The sequence below is a fragment of the Streptomyces sp. SID14515 genome, assembly GCF_010548505.1.
Taxonomy (GTDB): Bacteria; Actinomycetota; Actinomycetes; order Streptomycetales; family Streptomycetaceae; genus Streptomyces; species Streptomyces caviscabies.
In genome coordinates, this window is sequence record NZ_JAAGMH010000081.1 from 47,925 (window position 1) to 62,432 (window position 14,508).

At 70.1% G+C, this 14,508-nt stretch carries 14 protein-coding genes; 6 read left to right on the forward strand and 8 right to left on the reverse strand.

Annotated features, from left to right (window positions below):
* Window positions 1–4 precede the first annotated feature (4 nt).
* On the forward strand, window positions 5–613 hold the full coding sequence (locus tag G3I54_RS17075) for a hypothetical protein (protein WP_164615669.1): 609 nt from the start codon (window positions 5–7) through the stop codon (window positions 611–613).
* Between the two features lie 276 nt (window positions 614–889).
* Here the strand turns inward: G3I54_RS17075 and G3I54_RS17080 are convergent, their stop codons facing one another.
* Together G3I54_RS17080 and G3I54_RS17085 are read right to left on the reverse strand one after the other, a co-directional pair.
* Entirely contained in the window at window positions 890–1,210 is a 321-nt protein-coding gene (locus G3I54_RS17080; RefSeq protein ID WP_164615671.1) for a MafI family immunity protein, read from the reverse strand.
* Window positions 1,211–1,870: 660 nt separating this feature from the next.
* Window positions 1,871–2,434 (reverse strand): sigma-70 family RNA polymerase sigma factor, encoded by a 564-nt coding sequence (locus G3I54_RS17085; protein WP_164615673.1) that lies wholly within the window; start codon window positions 2,432–2,434, stop codon window positions 1,871–1,873.
* A 529-nt stretch (window positions 2,435–2,963) separates the two neighbouring features.
* Here G3I54_RS17085 and G3I54_RS17090 point away from each other — a divergent pair.
* The 4 genes from G3I54_RS17090 to G3I54_RS17105 all read left to right on the forward strand — a co-directional run bounded on the left by G3I54_RS17090 (window position 2,964) and on the right by G3I54_RS17105 (window position 6,708).
* Window positions 2,964–3,575, forward strand: coding sequence for a sigma-70 family RNA polymerase sigma factor (locus G3I54_RS17090; protein WP_164615676.1), 612 nt, complete (start codon window positions 2,964–2,966; stop codon window positions 3,573–3,575).
* Window positions 3,563–4,555 carry a CU044_5270 family protein gene (locus tag G3I54_RS17095; protein WP_164615678.1) on the forward strand — a complete coding sequence of 331 codons (993 nt, stop codon included), beginning with the start codon at window positions 3,563–3,565 and terminating at the stop codon, window positions 4,553–4,555. Before G3I54_RS17090 ends, G3I54_RS17095 begins: the two co-directional genes overlap by 13 nt.
* Window positions 4,556–4,714: 159 nt before the next feature.
* Window positions 4,715–5,710 (forward strand): type I pantothenate kinase, encoded by a 996-nt coding sequence (gene coaA / locus G3I54_RS17100; RefSeq protein ID WP_164615680.1) that lies wholly within the window; start codon window positions 4,715–4,717, stop codon window positions 5,708–5,710.
* A 32-nt stretch (window positions 5,711–5,742) separates the two neighbouring features.
* Window positions 5,743–6,708: a DUF389 domain-containing protein gene (locus G3I54_RS17105; RefSeq protein ID WP_164615681.1), complete on the forward strand. Its 966-nt coding sequence runs from the start codon at window positions 5,743–5,745 to the stop codon at window positions 6,706–6,708.
* A gap of 408 nt (window positions 6,709–7,116) precedes the next feature.
* Here G3I54_RS17105 and glmM read toward each other — a convergent pair whose 3' ends face one another.
* The 4 genes from glmM to G3I54_RS17130 all read right to left on the reverse strand — a co-directional run bounded on the left by glmM (window position 7,117) and on the right by G3I54_RS17130 (window position 11,816).
* Entirely contained in the window at window positions 7,117–8,475 is a 1,359-nt protein-coding gene (gene glmM, locus G3I54_RS17115; protein ID WP_164615683.1) for a phosphoglucosamine mutase, read from the reverse strand.
* A 272-nt stretch (window positions 8,476–8,747) separates the two neighbouring features.
* Window positions 8,748–9,275 carry a 30S ribosomal protein S9 gene (rpsI, locus tag G3I54_RS17120; protein WP_007453146.1) on the reverse strand — a complete coding sequence of 176 codons (528 nt, stop codon included), beginning with the start codon at window positions 9,273–9,275 and terminating at the stop codon, window positions 8,748–8,750.
* A 44-nt stretch (window positions 9,276–9,319) separates the two neighbouring features.
* The gene (rplM, locus tag G3I54_RS17125; RefSeq protein ID WP_018960214.1) at window positions 9,320–9,763 is read right to left on the reverse strand and encodes a 50S ribosomal protein L13; all 444 of its coding nucleotides are present in this window, start codon (window positions 9,761–9,763) and stop codon (window positions 9,320–9,322) included.
* A 433-nt stretch (window positions 9,764–10,196) separates the two neighbouring features.
* Window positions 10,197–11,816, reverse strand: coding sequence for an ATP-binding cassette domain-containing protein (locus tag G3I54_RS17130; protein WP_164615684.1), 1,620 nt, complete (start codon window positions 11,814–11,816; stop codon window positions 10,197–10,199).
* 67 nt (window positions 11,817–11,883) lie between these two features.
* Between G3I54_RS17130 and G3I54_RS17135 the strand changes: the two genes are divergently transcribed.
* The gene (locus tag G3I54_RS17135) at window positions 11,884–12,735 is read left to right on the forward strand and encodes a hypothetical protein (RefSeq protein ID WP_164615686.1); all 852 of its coding nucleotides are present in this window, start codon (window positions 11,884–11,886) and stop codon (window positions 12,733–12,735) included.
* Between the two features lie 53 nt (window positions 12,736–12,788).
* Here the strand turns inward: G3I54_RS17135 and truA are convergent, their stop codons facing one another.
* Window positions 12,789–13,643 carry a tRNA pseudouridine(38-40) synthase TruA gene (truA, locus tag G3I54_RS17140; protein ID WP_164615688.1) on the reverse strand — a complete coding sequence of 285 codons (855 nt, stop codon included), beginning with the start codon at window positions 13,641–13,643 and terminating at the stop codon, window positions 12,789–12,791.
* Window positions 13,644–13,732: 89 nt separating this feature from the next.
* Entirely contained in the window at window positions 13,733–14,236 is a 504-nt protein-coding gene (gene rplQ / locus G3I54_RS17145) for a 50S ribosomal protein L17 (RefSeq protein WP_018960210.1), read from the reverse strand.
* Window positions 14,237–14,508 lie beyond the last annotated feature (272 nt).

Genomic DNA, 14,508 nt, shown 5'->3' on the forward strand with positions numbered 1-14,508 from the left:
GAGAGTGTTCGGGAACGCATTCGTCAGCATGTACCCGTGGGAGACGGACGAGTTGGCCGAGACGCACGGCGGGCAGCCGGGCGTGGTGAACGAGGACGGCACGGAGCCCGGGCCGATCTCCATCCTGGCCATGTCCGGCGGCGACGAGGTCGGCAGGATCACCGAGTGGTGGGGGTTCGACGGCCGTCGGGGCGGGACGGCGGCCACACACCTGCGCGGCTCGTGCTCCTGCGGCTGGCGGGGCACGACGCTGTACCGGGTGGACTGGGACGAGGTCCACAAGGACCATCCCTACATGTACAGCACCTCCGGCCCGGAGGCGGACTGGAAGGCCCACGTCGCGGGCGTCGAGGCCAAGCTCGTCCCCCTGCCCGACGACGTGGCGGAACTCCTCGACAAGCTGACCGACCGCGTGAGCGAGCTGGCCGACCATGAGCCGTTGGCCGCCCTGCGCGCGGCCAACCTCGTTCAGCGCCACACCCAGATCTACGCGAGCTGTGCGGCCCGGGACGTCCAGCGGGACACCACGCTCCTGGCGGCCGCCGGTGTCGCTCTCGGATGCAGCACCGCCCAGGTGGAGAGCCGCCTGCGGAAGTACACAGGACATTTCTGACCGGATTTCGTGGCCACTCCGTACGAGCAAGAGCGCAGGTACCAGGACCAGAACGCAGCAACCTCACATGCCGAAGGAGCGCAAGCAAGACCGCAAGGCCCCCCGAGCCTCCCGAGTTCTGGGAGTTCTGTGAGTTCCGCAGGTTCCGCATGAAGCAGCCGCTCCCGGCGCAACGGCCTGCGACTTCCCCGCTACGGCCTTAAGTGCCCGGTTCAGCACGCCGGCCGACGCCGTGAACGCGGTGCGGTCCGGGAAGGTTCGCCGGGTTGGTGGGGGTCACTCCTGCTCGGATGCGGCGGCGAGGTGACGGCGGCAGAGGTCGGCGGCCGTGAGGTGGGGCTTGTGCAGCGCATCGGTGTAGAGCCGCATTTCACGAGCCGCCCGGTCCAGGTGCTGCCAGAAGGAGAGCGGTGGGTCGAGGTCGTCACCGAGATCGACCAGGCAGTCGAAGGCGAGCCCGAGCTCGTTGTGCCGCAGGAACTCCAACACTGCTGCGAGGTCGATGCTCGGCAGGCCCGTCAGGGGGGCCAGGGCGGCGTCGAGATGGCCACGGGTGCGGTTCCAGCTGGTCTGAAGCGCGTGACGATCAACGGTCATGGCCGTCAGTGTCGCCGGTGCCGTTCGGAGGGGCACGCGACTTTCGCGGACCGCCCACCCCGGCGGAGGCCCTTCTCGCCGCGGATGCGAGCGCGCTTCCTTCGCTGGGCGGCGAGAACGTCTGGGTGACGGGCATTCTTGTTGCGTCGGCGGAGGTAGGCATGCAGGGCCCGGGTCTGGACCGGTCCGCGCGGCGACGGCCCCTGTGTGAAGCAACAGCGTCGGCCGCGCCGGAGCCCCGGCACGGCTGTGGGACGGGCGAGGGCCATGATGCGCACGAGACGCGAGCTCTCCCCGGCCCGCCGCCGCCCCGGCCCGTCAACCTTCCGGCCCGACCCAGGCGTCTGCGGCCTGAAAGGTGTCCGACGCTGATGGAGTACCCGCCCCGGATGCGCCTTCCACTGAATCAAGGCCTCTGAGGCCCGTCGTAGCGCCCAGCAAGCGCGTCCGACGGTCGGCGATCCTGAGCGAACCGTCGCCGTGGCTCACGGGCCCGGCCCCTCGGGTTCGCAGGATAGAGATGGAAGATGGGGAGCAGTCCGGCATCGGGGTCCAACGCGCTCTCCAACGAGCCGAGGATCAGTTCGTCTGCTTGACGCAGCAACTCGTCGAGTTCTGCTTCCCCGCTGGCGGGGGCGGCCTCAGCCGCACTGTCATCGTTCATTGCAGCCCCTCCTCTACCAGGTTGAAGGCCTTCTTCAAGGACAGTCGGGCGCGAGCATAGTTCTGCCGCACCGCCTCGACTGTGATTCCCAACTCCGCGCTGATCTCCGCGTGAGAGAAGCCGTCCAGGTGCCAGGCCATCACCTGTCGCTGGCGTGGCGGCAGCATGCCAAGCGCGTCGTACACACGCTTCTCCTGCTCTCTGAGCACCACCTCGTCTAGCGGGCAATGTCCGTCGGGCCTATCCGGCAGAGTCTCTGCCGGCCGATCACGCAGACCTATCTGACGCACATAGGCCCGTGCGGCCACCGTTCGCAGCCACGCGCGGGGGGCGGTGATCTGGGCCCACTTGGGGAAGGCTTCCACGAACGCCACCTGCGCCGCTTCCGCGGCCTCATAGGGCGAAGCGCCCAGCCGCATCACGAATCGCGTCAGCACAGCAAGGTGTTCGGAATAGAAGAGCGCAAAGTCCAGGCGGCTTCCCGGAGAACGCAACTTCGTTCCTGCTGACCGTCGACGCGTGGCAGTCGGCTCTTTGACCGACGTTTGTTGCTCACTCATGCCCACGCCTGGCCATGCCACTGCCGACCTCCACCACGGTCTCCCGGGTTCCTGCTCTCTCCGACAGGCGGCTTCCCGCAGGCAGGCAACGCACCCGATCACTGATCGCCTGCTGCTCTAACTCGTACAGGCGCAAGGCAGTTCGGCCTCTGATCCATTGAAAGGTCAACCGGCCGGTCACCGGAATGAGCATCATGCATACCCCCGTCCATATCGGATCCATGGCAGTCACTTCTCCGTCCGCTGAGCGGTGTTCGACAGCACGTGCACCAGTTAGTGCGATCAACCGGCTCATTCGTGACATCGCCAGGCACACCACGGTCGGCTTTCGTCCCAGCCTGCTGCCGTCCCGCCCCAGTCGGCCCTCTGCTGTCGGCTCTCCCGCTCCCGATGTTCTTCCCTCCCCGTCGGGCTCGCGTCGATACGCCACGAGACAATGCCGCACAACTGGTGCGGAGCCCGTGAACCTTTCCGCCCGCCGCGGGCAACAGGGGTGACAGCACACCGACCGACGCACCCTGGAGGCGCAGTGACCGGACCACCTCCGGCCCGCCCAGGCACCGAACGCGACGACGCCGACGTCATCACGCAGTCGCTCGACGAGCCCGAGCTGTTCGCCGGGCTGTACGACCGGCACGCCCCGGACATCCACCGCTACGCCGCCCGCCGGCTCGGGGAGGGCCCGGCGGACGACATCACGGCGGAGACGTTCCTCATCGCGTTCCGCACCCGGGACCGCTACGACACGTCCCACCGGCTGGCCCGGCCCTGGCTGTACGGCATCGCGGCCAATCTGATCGGCAAGCACCGCCGTACCGAGGTCCGCGCGCTGAAGGCGCTGGCCCGCACGGGCCACGACCCGGTCGCCGCGTCCTGGAGCGACCGCTCCGACGACCGGATCGCCGTCCAGGCCCCCCTCGCGGGCGCGCTGGCCGCGCTCTCGCCCGGCGACCGGCACGTCCTGCTGCTCGTCGCCTGGGCCGACCTCGGCTACCAGGAGGTGGCCGAGGCGCTCCGGATACCGCTCGGCACGGTCAGGTCCCGGCTGAACCGGGCCCGCCGCAAGGTCCGCGAGGCGCTGAGCACCGATCCCGCGTTCGTCTCGGCCGAACAGGAGCTGACCCCGTCATGGACGAAATGACCCGACTGCGGGAGCTGCGCGCCGACGCCCCCGTACCCGACCGTGCCGCCCTCGCCCCGGGCCGCGAACGGCTGACCGACACCATCGCGGGCAAGGGCCGCCGCAGCTTCCGGGCGCGGGCCGACTGGCGGATCGCCTCGCTCGGCGCGGTGGTGGCGATCACCGCGGCGGCGCTCTTCGTCACCCAGGTCGTCGACACCTCCGACCCCCGGCAGTCGGGACCGGCGACCGTGGCGGGCGACCTCGACCTGTCCGGCCCGGCGGCCGCTCTGGGACGGGCGGCGGACTTCCTGGACCGGCAGGAGGTGCCACCGGAGCCGCGCTCCGACCAGTGGATCTACCTCCGGGAGGAGGACCCGTACCAGGAGAAGCAGTGGAAGGAGCTGCCTGCCGAGGTCCGGAAGAAGATGGAGTGGACCTACCTCCCGGACTCCTGGATCCCCTACGACGACAAGGCCGCGGAGAACGACGCGTCCGACACCGACTACCGGACCGCCCGCGAGTCCTACCGGATCGCCGCCGGCCTGCCGGAGGACCCGGAGGCGCTCCTCGCGGAACTGCGGAAGGTCTTCCCGACCGGCAGCGGCCCCGACGGCGCCCCGGAGGCCAAGGACGATCACAGCTTCCGCGCCCTGACCGTCCTGCTGGAGTCCTACCCACTCCCGCCGGACGCGCTGGCCCGGATGTACCGGGCGATGGCCACGATCGAGGGCATCGGCGTGACCGACCACCTGATCCGGGACGCCTCCGGCCGCCAGGTCATCGCCGTGACGCGTGCGTACGACCGGAACACGCGGCGCGAGATCCTCATCGACCCGGTCGACTACAGCTACGCGGGCGAACGCGAGGTCGTCACCAGAACCCACGAGGTCACCGGCCCCGAGGGCACCATCCCGATCGACTACGAGCGCGGTGACGTCCTGCGCGAGGTCGCGAGAACCAAGGCGGCCGTGGTCGACGCCAAGGGCGAGAAGCCCTGACCGTACGCCTCATACGAAGCCCGGCCGCGGGCCCGGTGTCCGGCACAGGGGAGCGGACACCGGGCCCGCGGCCGTATCCGGGGCGCGGCCGGCGCCGCCCCGACACCCACGTGACCGACCCCACCCCCCACTCCGTTAAAACTCCCGCAACAATGAAGGGTGATCACTTCGCCCGCACGGAGCCCCCACCGTCGCACCGAGCATGCGCCGACCCCCTACGTCGACCTCTCGCGCGACGAGTGGAGCGCGCTGCGGGACAAGACCCCGCTGCCGTTGACCGCCGACGAGGTGGAGCGGCTGCGGGGGCTCGGGGACGTCATCGACCTGGACGAGGTGCGGGACGTCTATCTGCCGCTCTCCCGGCTGCTCAACCTGTACGTCCAGGCCACCTCCGGGCTACGCGGCGCGCTGAACACCTTTCTCGGGGACGCCGGGAACGGGCACGGGGCGCAGCGCGGCACCCCGTTCGTCATAGGGGTCGCGGGCAGTGTCGCCGTCGGCAAGTCCACCAGCGCCCGTATCCTCCAGGCGCTGCTGGCCCGCTGGCCGGAGCACCCGCGGGTCGAGCTGGTGACCACCGACGGGTTCCTGCTGCCGATGAAGGAGCTCCAGGCGCGCGGGCTGACCTCGCGCAAAGGGTTCCCGGAGTCCTACGACCGGCGCGCCCTGACCCGTTTCGTCGCCGACATCAAGGCGGGCAAGGACGAGGTGACCGCGCCCGTCTACTCGCACCTGATCTACGACATCGTCCCCGGCGAGCGGCTCACCGTGCGCCGCCCGGACATCCTCATCGTCGAGGGCCTCAACGTCCTGCAGCCCGCGCTGCCCGGCAGCGACGGCCGCACCAGGGTCGGGCTCGCCGACTACTTCGACTTCAGCGTGTACGTGGACGCGCGCGCCGAGGACATCGAGACCTGGTATCTGAACCGCTTCCGCAAGCTGCGCGCCACGGCGTTCCAGGACCCGTCCTCGTACTTCCGCAAGTACACCCAGGTCTCCGAGGAGGAGGCGCTGGACTACGCGCGCACCATGTGGCGGACCATCAACAAGCCGAACCTGCTGGAAAACGTGGCTCCGACGCGCGGCCGTGCCACCCTGGTGCTCCGCAAGGGGCCGGACCACAAGGTCCAGAGGCTGTCCCTGCGCAAGCTCTGACCCGCTGCGAGAACCGGAAGGCCGGCTGCCGCGTGCTGCACCTGCGTCTGATCGTGCCCGCCGACACCACCGACGAGGTCGTCGCCCTCCTGGAGTCCACCGTCGGCACCGCTCACCTCGTCGTCCTGCCGGGCGCCGCCCGCTCCCCCGCCGGGGACGTGGTCATGTGCGACGTGGCGCGCGAGGCGGGCGACGAGCTGATCCGGGCGCTGCGCCGGCTCGGCATCGACGAGTCCGGGGCGATCAGCGTCGAGCACCTGGACCTCACCCTGTCCTCGCACGCCGAGAAGGCCGAGCACGAGGCCCCGGGCGACAGTGCCGACGCGGTGCTGTGGGAGGAGCTGACGGAGGCGACCGACGAGGAGTCGACGTTCTCCATCACCTACGTCTCCTTCCTCGCCCTCGCCACCATGCTCGCCGCCTGCGGGGTGATGCTCGACAACGCGGTGCTGATCGTGGGCGCGATGGCGGTCGGCCCGGAGTTCGGCCCGCTGGCCGGAATCTCCACGGCCCTGGTGCAGCGCGCCCCGCGTCTGGTGGCGCGGTCGCTGTGGGCGCTGGTCGGCGGGTTCGCGCTGGCGATGACCGTCACGGCCGGATTCGCCTGGCTGCTGGACGCCGTCGGCCTGTTCGAGAAGTCGATGATCGAGGCGGAGCGGCCGATCACCGGGTTCATCTGGCAGCCGGACTGGATGTCGTTCATCGTGGCGTTCCTCGCCGGCATCGCCGGGACGCTCTCGCTCACCTCCGCGAAGTCCGGGGCGCTGATCGGCGTGGCGATCTCGGTGACGACGGTCCCGGCCGCCGCCAACGCGGCCGTCGCGTTCAGTTACGCGGACTACCGGCAGACCGTCGGCTCCGGGCAGCAGTTGCTGGCCAACCTCGGCGGGATCGTCCTCGCCGGCACGCTGACGCTGCTGTTCCAGAAGGCCCTGTGGAAAATCCGGCGTACGCAGAAGCCCCCGGCGACGACGCCGGGGGCCTCGGTGGGGGCGTGACCGCTCCCGTACGACCGGTGGACCGTACGAGCAGCCCGGCCAGGACCATCAGCAACGTGCCGGGTCCGGGCGGAGCTGGCCGCCGTCCTCCGCCGGTGGGCCGGGGCCGGGCTGCTGCACATCGCCGACGCCGACCGCGCCGCGGCCCACTTCTCCCGGCTCGTCTCGGCCACCCCGGGCCCGCCCGCGTCGGCCGTCGACGCGGACGAGCGGGCGGCCTGGATCGCGGACGGCGTCACGGTGTTCGTACGGGCGTACCGCGCCTGAGCGGCGGGTGGCCGGGTGCGCGGTGCGCGTACAGGGCCGCCCGCTCCCGTACGCGTACGACTCAGGCACTCCGTACGCGCACGGCTCAGGCCACCCGTACGCGTACGGCTCAGGCACTCCGTACGCGTACGGGTCGGGGCTTCACCCCAGCGCGGACTTCACCACATCGGCCAGCCGGCCGGCGACGGCCCGGGCCTGCTCGATGTCGGCGGCCTCGACCATGACCCGCACCAGCGGCTCCGTACCCGACTGCCGCAGCAGTACGCGCCCGGTCTCGCCGAGCTCGCGCTCCGCCTCGACGACCGCGGTGGCCAGCTCGGACGAGGTCTCCACCCGGGACTTGTCGACGTCGGGAACGTTGATGAGGACCTGCGGCAGACGCTGCATGACCCCGGCCAGCTCGGTGAGGCTCCGGCCGGTGGCGGCGACGCGGGCCGCCAGCATCAGACCGGTCAGCGTGCCGTCGCCGGTCGTGGCGTGGTCCAGGACGATGACGTGCCCGGACTGCTCGCCGCCGAGCGCGAAGCCCTCGGCCTTCATCGACTCCAGGACGTACCGGTCGCCGACCGCCGTCTGGACGAGCCGGATGCCCTCGCGCTCCATGGCCAGCTTGAAGCCGAGGTTCGACATCACGGTGCCGACGACGGTGTCCTTGCGCAGCTGACCGGCGTCCCGCATCGCGAGGGCCAGCACAGCGAGGATCTGGTCGCCGTCGATCTCCTCGCCCGCCGCGTCCACGGCGAGGCAGCGGTCGGCGTCGCCGTCGTGCGCGATGCCGAGGTCGGCCCCGTGCTCGACGACGGCGGCGCGCAGCAGCTCCAGGTGGGTGGAGCCGCAGCCGTCGTTGATGTTCAGACCGTCCGGGTCGGCCCCGATGGTGACGACCTCGGCCCCGGCCCGCGCGAACGCCTCGGGCGAGACCCGGGCGGCGGCGCCGTGCGCCTCGTCCAGGACGACCTTGAGGCCGTCGAGCCGGTTGGGCAGGACGCCGATGAGGTGGGCGACGTAACGGTCGAAGCCCTCCGAGTAGTCGGTGACCCGGCCCACGCCGGCGCCGGTCGGGCGGTTCCACGGCGCACCGGTGCGGTGCTGCTCGTAGACCGTCTCGATCCGGTCCTCCAGCTCGTCGGCGAGCTTGTGGCCGCCGCGCGCGAAGAACTTGACGCCGTTGTCGGGCATCGCGTTGTGACTGGCGGAGAGCATCACGCCGATGTCCGCGCCGAGCGAGCCGGTCAGATACGCGACGGCGGGCGTCGGCAGCACGCCGACGCGCAGCACGTTCACACCGGCGCTGGCCAGGCCCGCCACGACGGCGGCCTCCAGGAACTCTCCGGATGCCCGCGGATCACGTCCGACCACGGCGGTCGGGCGATGGCCCGCGGAGGTGCCCGCCTCGGCGATGACGTGCGCCGCCGCGACCGAGAGGCCGAGCGCGAGCTCGGCCGTCAGATCGGCGTTGGCGACACCGCGTACTCCGTCCGTACCGAAGAGTCGTCCCACTGGTGTCCTCCGAAGTGCTCCGAAACCACAAACCACTGCACAGCAAACGAACTGCAACCACACAACAAAAGCGACGAAAAACCGCAAAAAGGCACGTCGGGCGGCATGGCGCGCCCGACCTGCGGGATGCGCGACAGCGCTCACCGGGTCGCGGTCCCGTGCGGGCCGATGAACGTCTTATGCCGTTATACGCCCGCGAGCGCTGATAAACGAACGCCCCAGCAGCACAGAGCGTGCCGCCGGGGCGAACGTGACAGTCGAGCAGGCGATATTTAGCGCTTGCTGTACTGCGGGGCCTTACGGGCCTTCTTGAGACCGGCCTTCTTGCGCTCGACCGCACGGTCGTCGCGGGAGAGGAAGCCGGCCTTCTTCAGCGTGGCGCGGTTGTTGTCCACGTCCGCCTCGTTCAGCGAGCGGGCCACACCGAGACGCAGGGCGCCGGCCTGACCGGAGACGCCACCACCCGAGATGCGGGCCACGACGTCGTAGCGACCGTCGAGCTCGAGAACCTTGAAGGGCTCGTTGACTTCCTGCTGGTGCACCTTGTTGGGGAAGTAGTCCTCAAGGGTGCGACCGTTGATCTTCCACTTGCCGGTGCCCGGGATGATCCGGACGCGGGCGATGGCGTTCTTGCGACGGCCAAGGCCGGCCGCGGGCTGCGGGTCGCCGAAGCGGCCCGCGAGCGACTCGGAGGTGTACTCACCCTCGACGGGGACCTCGGACTCGAAGGTGGTCACCTCGGCGAAGGTCTCCTCGCCCTCGGTGCCCTCGACGGGGGTCTCAACAGTGGTCTCGGCCACGATTCTCCTCAGATCTTTCTGTATGTCTTAGGGGGTGGCCGGAACTACTGCGCGACCTGGGTGATCTCGAACGGGACCGGCTGCTGAGCAGCGTGCGGGTGCTGGTCGCCCGCGTAGACCTTGAGCTTCGAGAGCATCTGACGGCCCAGGGTGTTCTTGGGGATCATGCCCTTGATGGCCTTCTCGACGGCCTTCTCGGGGTTCTTCGAGAGGAGCTCGTCGTAGCGCACCGAACGGAGACCGCCCGGGAAGCCCGAGTGGCGGTAAGCCATCTTCTGGGTCTTCTTGTTGCCGGACAGGTGAACCTTGTCGGCGTTGATGATGATGACGAAGTCGCCCATGTCCATGTGGGGGGCGTAGATCGCCTTGTGCTTGCCTCGGAGGAGGTTCGCAGCCGTGGTGGCCAGACGGCCCAGGACGATGTCCTGAGCGTCAATGATGTGCCACTGGCGCGTGACATCGCCGGGCTTGGGGCTGTACGTACGCACTTCGCAGCCTTCGCTTCTTCAGTGGATGGGATCCAGACACACGGCACCTCTGAAGCGATCATGCAGCTGGGGCTCACAATGCCGGGGACGCTGCCCGTATGCGAGCCACTGGTAACTGCTCCAGGGAACCTACGTAAGGCCCTTCGCGTGAGAACGACGAAGCCAATACGTATAACAAACCTGAACCCTACCGGGGAGCCCCCGGCCGGGTCAAAACGACCCCGCCCTTCCAGCCCGGGGGCCGAAGTACGCGCCACCTTCCAGCCCCGCCGCACCCACCCAGCCCCGCCGGCGTTTGAGGCGACCGTTCTCAGCCCCGCCGGCGTTTGAGGCGCGGGGCCCGGGGGCAGCGCCCCCGCAACGGCGCCGCACGGCACCCCGCACCCGCACCACGCCCACACCCACCCGCACCCCACCCCGCCGACCACCAAGCTCACCGCACCCGCTGAACCCTCCGCTCATCCCACACCGGCTCCACCGTCTCCCGCACGACCCCGTCCGACCCGAACACCAGATACCGGTCGAAGCTCTTCGCGAACCACCGGTCGTGCGTGACGGCCAGCACCGTCCCGTCGTACACCTCCAGCCCGTCCTGCAGCGCCTCCGCCGACTCCAGGTCCAGGTTGTCCGTCGGCTCGTCCAGCAGCAGCGCCGTCGTACCGGCCAGCTCCAGCAGCAGGATCTGGAACCGCGCCTGCTGCCCACCCGACAGCCGCTCGAAGTCCTGGTCCCCCTGCCGCTCCAGCTCATAGCGCCGCAGCACCGACATCGCCCCGCCCCGGTCCTTGGCGTGCTCGGACCAGAGGATCTCCACCAGCGTCTTGCCGAGCAGCTCCGGATGCGCGTGCGTCTGGGCGAAGTGCCCCGGCACCACCCGCGCCCCGAGCTTCCACTCCCCCGTGTGCGCCACCGGCTCCCCCGCCAGCAGCCGCAGGAAGTGCGACTTGCCCGACCCGTTGGAGCCGAGGACCGCGACCCGCTCCCCGTAATAGATCTCCAGGTCGAACGGCTTCATCAGCCCGGTCAGCTCCAGGCCCTTGCAGGTCACCGCCCGCACCCCGGTCCGCCCGCCGCGCAGCCGCATCTTGATGTCCTGCTCACGCGGCGGCTCCGGCGGCGGGCCCGCCTCCTCGAACTTCTTGAAGCGGGTCTGCATCGCGTGGTAGCGGTTCGCCATGTCGGGGCTGTTCGCCGCCTGCTGCCGCATCCGCAGGACGAGCGCCTTCAGCCGGGCGTGCTCCTCCTGCCAGCGCCGCAGCAACTCCTCGAAGCGGGCGAACCGCTCCTTGCGCGCGTCGTGGTACGTGGCGAAGCCGCCGCCGTGCACCCACACATCACTGCCCGCCGGGCTCGGCTCGACGCTGACGATCTTCTCGGCGGCCCGGGAGAGCAGCTCCCGGTCGTGGGAGACGAAGAGGACCGTCTTACGGGTCTCCTTCAGCTTCTCCTCCAGCCACCGCTTGCCCGGCACGTCCAGATAGTTGTCCGGCTCGTCGAGCAGCAGGACCTCGTCGGGCCCGCGCAGCAGCGCCTCCAGCACCAGCCGCTTCTGCTCACCGCCGCTGAGCGTGCGCACCTCGCGCCACTGCGCCTTCTCGTACGGGACGCCCAGCGCGGCCATGGTGCACATGTCCCAGACGGTCTCGGCCTCGTACCCGCGCGCCTCCGCCCAGTCGCTGAGCGCCTGCGCGTACGCCATCTGCGCGGCCTCGTCGTCGACGGTGAGAATGCGTTCCTCAGCCGCGTCGACGGCCTTCGCGGCCTCCCTGATCCTCGGCTGCGACACCGACACCAGCAGGTCGCGCACGGTCCGCTCGTCCCGCACCGAGCCCACGAACTGCGGCATCACGCCGAGCCCACCGCTCACCGACACCGTGCCGCCGTGCGGCTGGAGCTCACCGGCCAGCAGGCGCAGCAGGGTCGTCTTGCCGGCGCCGTTCGCCCCGACGAGCGCGACGACGGCCCCGTCGGCCACCCGGAACGAGGCGTCACCGAGCAGCACCCGCCCGTCCGGTAGGTAGTACTCCAGGTGGCCCGCTTCGAGATGTCCCATACAGAGCATTGTCACGGTCCGCGAAGCTCTGACCCAACCGGTTTACCGATAGCCCTAAACTGCGCGCATGAGCTTTGGGCAAGGGGGGGCCTCCTGGGGGCCCGGGGGCGACGGGACTCCGGACTGGGCGGCGCTGGCGGACGAGTCCGCCGCGCGCGCCCGCCGGAAGAAACTGCTGATGATCGGCGGTGGCGTGCTGGCCACCGTGGCGATCGGCGCGATCGTGACCACGGCCGTGGTCACATCGAACGGCGGCGGCAACGGCAAGGCGGACAAGAACGCGAGCCAACTGCCCGCACCCGCCGAACTCCCCGAGGACACCTCGGCGCCCGAGCCCTCCTTCTCCTCGGTCGCACCGCCGCCCCCGCCGGACCCCAAGGACTTCATATCGAGCGCCAAGAAGGACAAGGCGCCGGTCACCGTCGACGGGTTCTTCCCCGGCAAGAAGCTCACGATGGGCGACCGCGTCCACCTCAAGGGCGCGACGAGCAGCGCCGCGAACTGCGCGACGGGCACCCAGGGCGCCCTCGGCTCGATCCTCACGAACAACGGCTGCACCCAGCTCATCCGGGCCACCTACCGCAAGGACGGGGTGGCCGTCACGGTCGGCATCGCCGTCTTCGAGACGGAGGCCCGCGCGAAGAAGACCGCCGACCAGGCCTCGGGCGGCCTCGCCTCCCTCAGCGGCGGAGGCGTCGACACCTTCTGCCGGGGCGGCACGGTCTGCCTGCGCACCGCCAACTCCTACGGCCGCTACGCCTACTTCAGCGTCGGCGGCTTCCTGAACGGCAAGCGGGTCACCACCGCCGACAAGGACGTCTACGCGGTCAGCAAGGACCTGACGAACTTCGCCTTCCGCCAGATCCACCGCCGCGGCCAGCTCCAGGCCTCCCAGGCCGTCGCAGAGCCCAACGACTGACGGAACACACCGGACTCCCGGGCCCCGCCCGGGAGTTCACCGCACACCAGCGGTCAGCAGCAGCCCGCCCCCGGCAACGTCCGTACGTTCCGGGCCTCTTCGGCCCGGGCCGCCAGCAAGTCGTCCGCCGGATACGCCACTTCCTCCAGCGTCAGCCCATGCGGCCGCACCACGTGCACCCCGGGGTCGCGCACCTTCGCGGCGAGCACCTCGGCGGGCCAGGAGGCAGGCCGCCGCCCGTCGCCGACGAACAACGCCGCCCCGATCAGGGCCCGCACCATGTTGTGGCAGAACGCGTCCGCCTGCACGGTCGCCGTGAGGACGCCCGACGCCGGGTCCCGTACCCAGCTCAGCTTCTGCAGCGTACGGATGGTCGTCGCGCCCTCGCGCTTCTTGCAGTACGCGGCGAAGTCGTGCTCGCCGACCATCAGCGCGGCCGCCTCGTTCATCGCGTCCACGTCCAACGGCCGGTCGTGCCACAGCACATGACCGCGCGTCAGCGGATCGACGCCACCGGGCCGGTCGCCGACGCGGTACGCGTACCGCCGCCACAGCGCGGAGAAACGGGCGTTGAACCCCGCCGGAGCGGAAGCCGCGCGCCAGATCCGTACATCCAGCGGCAGCCGCCCCGCCAGCCGCCTCAGCAGCTTCTCTTCATGCTCGCCCCAGACCGCCTCCGGCAGATCCACATGGGCCACCTGGCCGCGCGCGTGCACCCCGGCGTCCGTGCGGCCCGCCACCGTCAGGTCGTACGTCACCGCCGATCGGGTCACGGTCCGCAGCGCGTCCTCGATCTCGCCCTGCACCGTGCGCCGGCTGGTCTGCTTCGCCCAGCCGGAGAAGTCCTTGCCGTCGTAGGACAGGTCGAGTCGTACCCGTACGAACCCGGGCTCAGCCTCGTCACTCACCGCGTCTCCCTCTCCACACCCTGGTCAGCGAAACGGGCCCGCACCGCCCCGAAGGGTGATGCGGGCCCGTCCCGTGGTCGCTAGAACGCTCAGGCGTCCTTGGACTCCGCGTCGTCGGCCGGCTTGGCGTCCTCGACGGACTCGGCCGCGGGGGCCTCGTCCTTCTTGAGGGCGTCTTCCTTGACCGCACGCTTCGTCGCGGCCTCGGCCTCACCGGTGGCCTGCTGGGCCACGGTCAGCGCCTCGACCAGCTCGATGACCGCCATCGGGGCGTTGTCGCCACGACGGTTGCCGATCTTGGTGATACGGGTGTAACCACCGGGGCGGTTCTCGTACCGGGGAGCGATCTCGGTGAAGAGCGTGTGGACGATGCTCTTGTCCGTGATCGTCTGGAGCACCAGGCGACGGTTGTGGATGTCGCCCTTCTTCGCCTTGGTGACGAGGCGCTCGGCGACCGGACGCAGGCGACGGGCCTTGGCCTCGGTCGTCGTGATGCGGCCGTGCTCGAACAGCGACTTCGCCAGGTTGGCGAGAAGCAGACGCTCGTGCGCGGCGCTGCCGCCCAGACGGGCACCCTTTGCGGGACGCGGCATGGTGATTCTCCTTGTGTGCTGCACCGGCCGTATCAGGTACCGATGTCAGTTCCCGCGAGGCGGACGCCTCACGGAAGTCATACGTGCCGGGCGGCGTACAAGCCTGCCCGACGTTCGCGCCGGACATCAGCCAAATTCAGCCCGCCCGACCGTTCACGCCGGACATCAGCCAAATTCAAGCCCATCCGACGTTCACGCCGGACATCAGCCAAATTCAAGCCCATCCGACGTTCACGCCGGACATCAGCCAAATTCAAGCCCATCCGACGTTC

Coding starts and splice junctions, on each gene's coding strand:
- G3I54_RS17080 (WP_164615671.1), bottom strand. CDS start 1,210: ATGACCGTTGATCGTCACGCGCTTCAGACCAGCTGGAACCGCACCCGT.
- G3I54_RS17085 (WP_164615673.1), bottom strand. CDS start 2,434: ATGAGTGAGCAACAAACGTCGGTCAAAGAGCCGACTGCCACGCGTCGA.
- G3I54_RS17095 (WP_164615678.1), top strand. CDS start 3,563: ATGGACGAAATGACCCGACTGCGGGAGCTGCGCGCCGACGCCCCCGTA.
- G3I54_RS17130 (WP_164615684.1), bottom strand. CDS start 11,816: ATGGGACATCTCGAAGCGGGCCACCTGGAGTACTACCTACCGGACGGG.
- G3I54_RS17135 (WP_164615686.1), top strand. CDS start 11,884: ATGAGCTTTGGGCAAGGGGGGGCCTCCTGGGGGCCCGGGGGCGACGGG.
- rplQ (WP_018960210.1), bottom strand. CDS start 14,236: ATGCCGCGTCCCGCAAAGGGTGCCCGTCTGGGCGGCAGCGCCGCGCAC.